The 8,097-nt window shown below is 57.8% G+C and carries 7 protein-coding genes and 1 pseudogene; 3 read left to right on the top strand and 5 right to left on the bottom strand.

Annotated features, from left to right (window positions below):
• Positions 1–407 precede the first annotated feature (407 nt).
• Genes sul2 through R7Z77_RS23265 form a run of 3 tightly spaced genes read left to right on the top strand, consistent with a single transcriptional unit; the run spans position 408 to position 2,923 of the window.
• Positions 408–1,223: a sulfonamide-resistant dihydropteroate synthase Sul2 gene (gene sul2, locus R7Z77_RS23275; RefSeq protein ID WP_001043260.1), complete on the top strand. Its 816-nt coding sequence runs from the start codon at positions 408–410 to the stop codon at positions 1,221–1,223.
• 60 nt (positions 1,224–1,283) lie between these two features.
• On the top strand, positions 1,284–2,087 hold the full coding sequence (aph(3'')-Ib, locus tag R7Z77_RS23270) for an aminoglycoside O-phosphotransferase APH(3'')-Ib (protein WP_001082319.1): 804 nt from the start codon (positions 1,284–1,286) through the stop codon (positions 2,085–2,087).
• On the top strand, positions 2,087–2,923 hold the full coding sequence (locus R7Z77_RS23265; RefSeq protein ID WP_000480968.1) for an aminoglycoside O-phosphotransferase APH(6)-Id: 837 nt from the start codon (positions 2,087–2,089) through the stop codon (positions 2,921–2,923). Before aph(3'')-Ib ends, R7Z77_RS23265 begins: the two co-directional genes overlap by 1 nt.
• A gap of 106 nt (positions 2,924–3,029) precedes the next feature.
• On the opposite strand, the pseudogene R7Z77_RS23260 reads toward R7Z77_RS23265, so the two are convergent.
• The 5 genes and pseudogenes from R7Z77_RS23260 to R7Z77_RS23240 form a co-directional block, all read right to left on the bottom strand.
• Positions 3,030–3,434: pseudogene (locus R7Z77_RS23260) on the bottom strand (IS91 family transposase); the annotation flags it as partial.
• Between the two features lie 111 nt (positions 3,435–3,545).
• The gene (locus R7Z77_RS23255) at positions 3,546–3,851 is read right to left on the bottom strand and encodes a LysR family transcriptional regulator (protein ID WP_001255015.1); all 306 of its coding nucleotides are present in this window, start codon (positions 3,849–3,851) and stop codon (positions 3,546–3,548) included.
• A 27-nt stretch (positions 3,852–3,878) separates the two neighbouring features.
• On the bottom strand, positions 3,879–5,093 hold the full coding sequence (floR, locus tag R7Z77_RS23250; protein ID WP_000214122.1) for a chloramphenicol/florfenicol efflux MFS transporter FloR: 1,215 nt from the start codon (positions 5,091–5,093) through the stop codon (positions 3,879–3,881).
• 216 nt (positions 5,094–5,309) lie between these two features.
• Complete coding sequence (locus tag R7Z77_RS23245; RefSeq protein WP_001447541.1) at positions 5,310–6,194, bottom strand: DUF3363 domain-containing protein; 885 nt, start codon at positions 6,192–6,194, stop codon at positions 5,310–5,312.
• A gap of 30 nt (positions 6,195–6,224) precedes the next feature.
• The gene (locus R7Z77_RS23240; RefSeq protein WP_001120888.1) at positions 6,225–7,718 is read right to left on the bottom strand and encodes an IS91-like element ISVsa3 family transposase; all 1,494 of its coding nucleotides are present in this window, start codon (positions 7,716–7,718) and stop codon (positions 6,225–6,227) included.
• Positions 7,719–8,097: the final 379 nt, after the last annotated feature.

The following is an 8,097-nucleotide window of genomic DNA, read 5'->3' as shown; positions in this document are numbered from 1 at the left end:
CCCACCTCCGCAGCCATTTATTGGTGTGGTCTACAGAGGATTAAGTCTTTTTAGAGGGGAAAATCCCTAGAACCCCATCTCCAAACATATCAAGCGTGTCTGTATCCCACTCTATTGTAAACAAGACATTTTTATCTTTTATATTCAATGGCTTATTTTCCTGCTAATTGGTAATACCATGAAAAATACCATGCTCAGAAAAGGCTTAACAATATTTTGAAAAATTGCCTACTGAGCGCTGCCGCACAGCTCCATAGGCCGCTTTCCTGGCTTTGCTTCCAGATGTATGCTATTCTGCTCCTGCAGCTAATGGATCACCGCAAACAGGTTACTCGCCTGGGGATTCCCTTTCGACCCGAGCATCCGTATGAGACTCATGCTCGATTATTATTATTATAGAAGCCCCCATGAATAAATCGCTCATCATTTTCGGCATCGTCAACATAACCTCGGACAGTTTCTCCGATGGAGGCCGGTATCTGGCGCCAGACGCAGCCATTGCGCAGGCGCGTAAGCTGATGGCCGAGGGGGCAGATGTGATCGACCTCGGTCCGGCATCCAGCAATCCCGACGCCGCGCCTGTTTCGTCCGACACAGAAATCGCGCGTATCGCGCCGGTGCTGGACGCGCTCAAGGCAGATGGCATTCCCGTCTCGCTCGACAGTTATCAACCCGCGACGCAAGCCTATGCCTTGTCGCGTGGTGTAGCCTATCTCAATGATATTCGCGGTTTTCCAGACGCTGCGTTCTATCCGCAATTGGCGAAATCATCTGCCAAACTCGTCGTTATGCATTCGGTGCAAGACGGGCAGGCAGATCGGCGCGAGGCACCCGCTGGCGACATCATGGATCACATTGCGGCGTTCTTTGACGCGCGCATCGCGGCGCTGACGGGTGCCGGTATCAAACGCAACCGCCTTGTCCTTGATCCCGGCATGGGGTTTTTTCTGGGGGCTGCTCCCGAAACCTCGCTCTCGGTGCTGGCGCGGTTCGATGAATTGCGGCTGCGCTTCGATTTGCCGGTGCTTCTGTCTGTTTCGCGCAAATCCTTTCTGCGCGCGCTCACAGGCCGTGGTCCGGGGGATGTCGGGGCCGCGACACTCGCTGCAGAGCTTGCCGCCGCCGCAGGTGGAGCTGACTTCATCCGCACACACGAGCCGCGCCCCTTGCGCGACGGGCTGGCGGTATTGGCGGCGCTGAAAGAAACCGCAAGAATTCGTTAACTGCACATTCGGGATATTTCTCTATATTCGCGCTTCATCAGAAAACTGAAGGAACCTCCATTGAATCGAACTAATATTTTTTTTGGTGAATCGCATTCTGACTGGTTGCCTGTCAGAGGCGGAGAATCTGGTGATTTTGTTTTTCGACGTGGTGACGGGCATGCCTTCGCGAAAATCGCACCTGCTTCCCGCCGCGGTGAGCTCGCTGGAGAGCGTGACCGCCTCATTTGGCTCAAAGGTCGAGGTGTGGCTTGCCCCGAGGTGATCAACTGGCAGGAGGAACAGGAGGGTGCATGCTTGGTGATAACGGCAATTCCGGGAGTACCGGCGGCTGATCTGTCTGGAGCGGATTTGCTCAAAGCGTGGCCGTCAATGGGGCAGCAACTTGGCGCTGTTCACAGCCTATCGGTTGATCAATGTCCGTTTGAGCGCAGGCTGTCGCGAATGTTCGGACGCGCCGTTGATGTGGTGTCCCGCAATGCCGTCAATCCCGACTTCTTACCGGACGAGGACAAGAGTACGCCGCAGCTCGATCTTTTGGCTCGTGTCGAACGAGAGCTACCGGTGCGGCTCGACCAAGAGCGCACCGATATGGTTGTTTGCCATGGTGATCCCTGCATGCCGAACTTCATGGTGGACCCTAAAACTCTTCAATGCACGGGTCTGATCGACCTTGGGCGGCTCGGAACAGCAGATCGCTATGCCGATTTGGCACTCATGATTGCTAACGCCGAAGAGAACTGGGCAGCGCCAGATGAAGCAGAGCGCGCCTTCGCTGTCCTATTCAATGTATTGGGGATCGAAGCCCCCGACCGCGAACGCCTTGCCTTCTATCTGCGATTGGACCCTCTGACTTGGGGTTGATGTTCATGCCGCCTGTTTTTCCTGCTCATTGGCACGTTTCGCAACCTGTTCTCATTGCGGACACCTTTTCCAGCCTCGTTTGGAAAGTTTCATTGCCAGACGGGACTCCTGCAATCGTCAAGGGATTGAAACCTATAGAAGACATTGCTGATGAACTGCGCGGGGCCGACTATCTGGTATGGCGCAATGGGAGGGGAGCAGTCCGGTTGCTCGGTCGTGAGAACAATCTGATGTTGCTCGAATATGCCGGGGAGCGAATGCTCTCTCACATCGTTGCCGAGCACGGCGACTACCAGGCGACCGAAATTGCAGCGGAACTAATGGCGAAGCTGTATGCCGCATCTGAGGAACCCCTGCCTTCTGCCCTTCTCCCGATCCGGGATCGCTTTGCAGCTTTGTTTCAGCGGGCGCGCGATGATCAAAACGCAGGTTGTCAAACTGACTACGTCCACGCGGCGATTATAGCCGATCAAATGATGAGCAATGCCTCGGAACTGCGTGGGCTACATGGCGATCTGCATCATGAAAACATCATGTTCTCCAGTCGCGGCTGGCTGGTGATAGATCCCGTCGGTCTGGTCGGTGAAGTGGGCTTTGGCGCCGCCAATATGTTCTACGATCCGGCTGACAGAGACGACCTTTGTCTCGATCCTAGACGCATTGCACAGATGGCGGACGCATTCTCTCGTGCGCTGGACGTCGATCCGCGTCGCCTGCTCGACCAGGCGTACGCTTATGGGTGCCTTTCCGCAGCTTGGAACGCGGATGGAGAAGAGGAGCAACGCGATCTAGCTATCGCGGCCGCGATCAAGCAGGTGCGACAGACGTCATACTAGATATCAAGCGACTTCTCCTATCCCCTGGGAACACATCAATCTCACCGGAGAATATCGCTGGCCAAAGCCTTAGCGTAGGATTCCGCCCCTTCCCGCAAACGACCCCAAACAGGAAACGCAGCTGAAACGGGAAGCTCAACACCCACTGACGCATGGGTTGTTCAGGCAGTACTTCATCAACCAGCAAGGCGGCACTTTCGGCCATCCGCCGCGCCCCACAGCTCGGGCAGAAACCGCGACGCTTACAGCTGAAAGCGACCAGGTGCTCGGCGTGGCAAGACTCGCAGCGAACCCGTAGAAAGCCATGCTCCAGCCGCCCGCATTGGAGAAATTCTTCAAATTCCCGTTGCACATAGCCCGGCAATTCCTTTCCCTGCTCTGCCATAAGCGCAGCGAATGCCGGGTAATACTCGTCAACGATCTGATAGAGAAGGGTTTGCTCGGGTCGGTGGCTCTGGTAACGACCAGTATCCCGATCCCGGCTGGCCGTCCTGGCCGCCACATGAGGCATGTTCCGCGTCCTTGCAATACTGTGTTTACATACAGTCTATCGCTTAGCGGAAAGTTCTTTTACCCTCAGCCGAAATGCCTGCCGTTGCTAGACATTGCCAGCCAGTGCCCGTCACTCCGCGGTCTTCACTGCGTGATCGAGTTGATCGACACCCGCCGTGACACGCTCCATGAAGTGCCTGCCTGCGTCTGTTAGCCGAACGCCCCGCGCATGGCGCTCAAATAGCAGGACACCAAGGTTATCCTCCAGCGCTTTCACACGCGCGCTGACGCTCGACTGGCTGATACCAAGTGCCTTGGCCGCATGCCGAAAATTCAGATGCTCGGCGACGGCGATGAACTGAACAAGGGAAATGAGCGGTATCCTGCCAGACAGGATACCGACATTCACGAGGTTTCGATGGTTAGTGCGCCGCATCGGAGCGGGCCTGCTACCAGTCGTCGGTTAGACGACTGGCGACTTCTCGGTGGCAGCCCCACGGAGCCGAAGGAGCACCAGCCCCAACGAAACCAGTACCGCCATCGCCGTGGCGTAACAGATCACGGGCCACGCTGTGTCACCGTTTAAAAGTGCCACCGCCAATGTCCCGACAATGCTGACTATCAGGCTTTGAACGCAGAAGTAGAACGCGACCGCTGATCCCGCGATGTCGTCGAACTCTGCCAAAGCGCCGTTCGCGGTAACGGACACCGTGAAGACAATACCGACCGCGACAACCCACATCGGTAGGATGAAGGTGAGGAATGACGGCGAGCCGTAAAGTTCGCCGATCCCCAACAGGACCGCTCCGCAAACAAGCAACGCCATCCCACGCGCCACGCATCCTGCGATGCCCCATCTGGCGACAAAGGACTTCGCGAAACGGGTTGTCACGATCATTACAAGCGCGACAGTGGCGAAGGCAAAGCTGAATCCGATCTCGGAATATTCCGCTTGGCCTATGAGCACACGGGGAGCCGTCGAGAAGAAGACGAAGTAGGTGCCCATACCGGCGCTAAAGCCGACAGTGTAAACCCAAAAAGCCGGACTCGCGAAGATCGGCAAGACAGATCGGCGCGTCTTGACTTGATCCAGAGGGCGGGTTTCGTGCCACCTGAAACCCGCATTTAGGAGTGCGAGCATCGCCAGTATAGCCAAAGTAATGAATATCGCCTGCCATCCCAAGAACTCGCCGATCAATACTCCGGCGATAGGGCCGAGCGCAGGCACGAACGCCAGCATCGAACTGAAAAGGCCGTAGATGACGACACCCTCAGGACGGTTGGCATAAACGTCGCGAACCGTCGCGAACGTCGCCACCAGCATGGCCGACGCGCCCACTGCTTGAAGTAGACGGAAAGCGACAAAGGCCGGTGCAGTTGAAGACCAAGCTGCTCCCAGAGACGCAATGACGAAAGCCGTTGCGCCCGCAAGTAGAATTGGCCGTCGCCCGATTCTGTCTGAGAGCGGACCAAAAATCACCTGGCCCACGCCGAGCATCACCATATAGAGGCTCAACGTGAGTTGGATCATAGCGGGCGTCGTGTTCAGGATGCCGGGCATCGCTGGAACGACAGGGAGATAAATATCCATCGCCAGTGAAGCGAGGATGTCGAAAGGAGCCATCAGCAGCAGTGCTGCCGGCAGCGTATAGGCCCACGCGGGGCGTGTGGTGGTCATGACGAATCAACCCTCGATTAAGGAATACCGGGCGACGTCTGCTCGTCAGCAATCAGATGAGACTAGCCTTACAGAGCGCCGCAACAACAATACTGGTTGTTGCGGCTTACTTGTCTGCTGACTTGGAATTTCCCATCTGATTACTCCACGCTTACGAATATGAATTGCTACATTTTATCCGATTATCTTTTGCTTCGCAATGCGGCATGGGCGCACTCAGCGTTCCAGCCCCCTCTGCCGCCCTAACTGCCACGACACCGACCCGCCCTGCACGATGCCCATAACCTCGCGGCCGAGTTGGCGGTCGATGATCGGCCGCCACGGGACAAGGGTGAACTCATGGGATTTCTCGACCACGGCGAACTTGCCGCTCGATAGATGCACGGTTCCGGTAAACTTGCCGCTGACGCTCTCGCCGTCCGTGGCGGCGCGGAACGGCAGGCCCTTACTCAAAGCCATATCCGATCCGACGCCGGCTACCTCGCGCTCCCGCAGGATGGCGAGAAGGTTGCGCCGGTAGAAGACGCGGCTGTCCCGGCTGCGGGTGGCGTCGCCCTGTTCGATATGGTGCTCGCGGCGCTGGTCCATGGCTTCGCGGACTTGTTGCCCGAAGCCGGTTGGCGCAAGGTCGGCCGTCTCGCCGTGGATCAGCCGCCGGTCCAGCCAGGTCGCGCCGTCCGATCCGATCTGTTTGTTCAGATCGACCGGGGAAAGGACGCGAACGCTGGCCTGACTGTCTCGGCCGGCGTCATGGGCGGCGGCACGGCTGACCAGATCATCGGGGATGCGCCATTGGTCGGCGTCGATCCGCTCGACGATACCGGCCCGGCGTAGCGCCTCCAGCCGGCGCACATGGGCATCGACATAGCCCTCATAGTCGCCGCCTGGAACGCGGCACGTATAGGAAGAATAAACGCCCTTTTCACCCAAGTCCAACAGCTTTGGACCGCAGTTGACTCTTTCGACACCCCTGCGATGCAACCCAATCCGGCTGACGGGGAGCCAGCAACGCTGAAAATTTACCCTCCTCTTTCCCACTAGCGGCTCCTTTTCCGACAACCAGCACGGCGGATCCCTGCCGCGGCGCTGTGAACGCAGCATTTTGATTGGTATCGTTGGCCTTCAGGCTCGTCAGTCAAACAGACCCAGGAGCAGCTCAGCCGGTGGCGCCCGGCTTTCGGGTAACGCCCTGGTCCCGCTGGTTTCGGCTTTGTGCTTCAGGTGATCAAGGATCTGCTTGATCACTATAGGGTCTTCAATGCAGGCGATGACTTTCATGGCGCCGCCGCAGCCGCTGCAGGTCTCGATGTCGATATTGAAAACACGCTTGAGCCGTTGCGCCCATGTCATCGACGCTCGCCGTTGTGCTGGTGTTGCCGGTTCATCAGCCACCCTGACCTTGTTGCCCCTGCCCCGTTTTGCCGGCGTGACCAACGCCCGGTGCCGACTGTTGGGTGCGAACACCCCGTGGAAGCGGGTTAGGTTGACTCTGGGCTTCGGTACCAGGGCGGCCAGCCTTGCAATGAAATCCAATGGTTCGAAAATGACGTGCGTGGTGCCGTCCCGGTACGGCGTCTTGAGCTGGTAGCGCACGTTGCCGCCTCGTGTTAACGACAGCCGCTTCTCGGATACCGCCGGGCGGCTGATGTACCGGCACAGCCGTTCGAGCTTCTTGCGTTCATCGGCCCTGGCCGCCACGCCGGCGTGCAGGCTGGACCCGGCTACCTTGCCAATCCCGTCACCGAACGGATCACCACTGGTCGGCAGAGTTTGCAAAGTGAACACCTTTCGCCCCGCCTGTGAACCGACAGCGATACGGTAAGTGATCGAGTGCCCCAGCAGGGGTGTCATCGGGTCGTCATCCACCGCATCCGAGGCCAGATAGCTGTTTTCGACATCCCGTTCCAGCAGGCCTTGCCGTTCCAGATAGCGACCCACCCGGTGGGCGATGGTGTGCGTCAGCTGGGTGAGCTCTGGGCTGGTCGGCGCCTTGACCCAGCGGAAACGCGCTGAGCCGTGGGATTGCTCGACATACACACCGTCGAGAAACAGCATGTGGAAGTGAACATTCAGATTGAGCGCCGATCCAAAACGCTGGATCAGGGTGACCGCGCCCGTCTTGGCCACTTGGTGGGTATGGCCCGCTTTCTTGACCAGGTGCGTGGCAATGACGCGGTAAACGATGCCCAGCACCCACCCCATGATCTCGGGCCGGCTGGCAAACAGGAAACGCAGCTGAAACGGGAAGCTCAACACCCACTGACGCATGGGTTGTTCAGGCAGTACTTCATCAACCAGCAAGGCGGCACTTTCGGCCATCCGCCGCGCCCCACAGCTCGGGCAGAAACCGCGACGCTTACAGCTGAAAGCGACCAGGTGCTCGGCGTGGCAAGACTCGCAGCGAACCCGTAGAAAGCCATGCTCCAGCCGCCCGCATTGGAGAAATTCTTCAAATTCCCGTTGCACATAGCCCGGCAATTCCTTTCCCTGCTCTGCCATAAGCGCAGCGAATGCCGGGTAATACTCGTCAACGATCTGATAGAGAAGGGTTTGCTCGGGTCGGTGGCTCTGGTAACGACCAGTATCCCGATCCCGGCTGGCCGTCCTGGCCGCCACATGAGGCATGTTCCGCGTCCTTGCAATACTGTGTTTACATACAGTCTATCGCTTAGCGGAAAGTTCTTTTACCCTCAGCCGAAATGCCTGCCGTTGCTAGACATTGCCAGCCAGTGCCCGTCACTCCCTGTCGTCTGGGCGTTCCTCTGGGCTAAACATCGACATGATCCGGCGCTTAATATCGCCGTCCTTGTTGACCAGCGTCTTGGTCACGAAGGCCGCGTATTCTTTGGCGTTGTCGGGGGTCAAGAGCGTAGGCGCAAACCCGCCCAGCGACTGGGATTCTGACCAAGGCGCGTTCTGTCTCAAGGTGGGGTTCTAGGGATTTTCCCCTCTAAAAAGACATAATCCTCTGTAGACCACACCAATAAATGGCTGCGGAGGTGGT

This window comes from Vibrio sp. 1401 (genome assembly GCF_033340295.1).
The sequence above is the reverse complement of the archived record's forward strand: the minus strand, read 5'-3'. Positions and strand labels throughout refer to the sequence as shown.